Origin of the sequence: Pseudomonas sp. Pseusp97, assembly GCF_047304025.1 — a bacterium.
In the GTDB taxonomy this organism is placed as follows: Bacteria; Pseudomonadota; Gammaproteobacteria; order Pseudomonadales; family Pseudomonadaceae; genus Pseudomonas.
Map to the genome: position 1 here is coordinate 1 of NZ_JBGLYK010000462.1, position 800 is coordinate 800.

At 68.0% G+C, this 800-nt stretch carries 1 pseudogene; it reads right to left on the minus strand.

Annotated elements, in window-relative coordinates:
- Positions 1 to 589: 589 nt before the first annotated feature.
- Positions 590 to 800 (minus strand): annotated as a pseudogene (locus tag ACCC94_RS29890) (dihydroorotase); the annotation flags it as partial.

Genomic DNA, 800 nt, shown 5'->3' on the forward strand with positions numbered 1-800 from the left:
CGCCCTTGGCGGGGCTTTATTACGCCCCTGTGTAGGCCCCCCTGCGCGGGCCCCCCACCCCCCCCCCCGCCCGGGGCTGGGTGTGCTCCCCCCCCCCCCCCGCTCCTACAAGAGCCGCCTCGCGCGGGTTGATGGGCTGCGCATTGGTAGGATGGCGTGGAGCGAAGCGATACCCATCAATCGCAGCACCGGCAGCATCGGTATCGCTCCGCTCCACCCATCCTGCGCTGGAGCATCCTGTAGGAGCGGACCTTGTCCGCGAAGTCTTGCCGGCCCATCGGAGCGTTCCGGTGGGCAGGTGCTGGCGCCGTCCTCTGGTGTATCCCGAAAGGAGGCTGTCCGCCGCGAAGGATTTCGCGGACAAGGTCCGCTCCTACCTGGCTATCGCGTCCTGAAGGGAGAGGGAGCCGTCCGTGCCGGCTGACGCATCGGTATCAGTCTGCTCCGCACGGTCCCCTCTCCCTTCAGGGAGAGGGAGATCCAAAGCACGAACCAACAGAAGAAGGCAGTCGCTCCTACAAGGCGAGTCGAACCGCATCCAAAGAAAAAGCCCGCCAATCGGCGGGCTTTTTCATGGGGTGGCGGAGCGCTACACCGCGTGGACGATATGCCCGTCCACCAGGGTGCAGCGCACCACGCCCGGCAGGCAGTGGCCGAGGAACGGGCAGTTCTGGCCACGCGAATGCCAGGTCTCGCCCGCCAGGGTCTGGCCGTCGGCTTCGAACAGCACCACGTCCGCCGCGGCACCCACCGCCAGTTTGCCGGCCGGCAGGCGCAGGGCGGCGGCCGTGGTGCTGTTC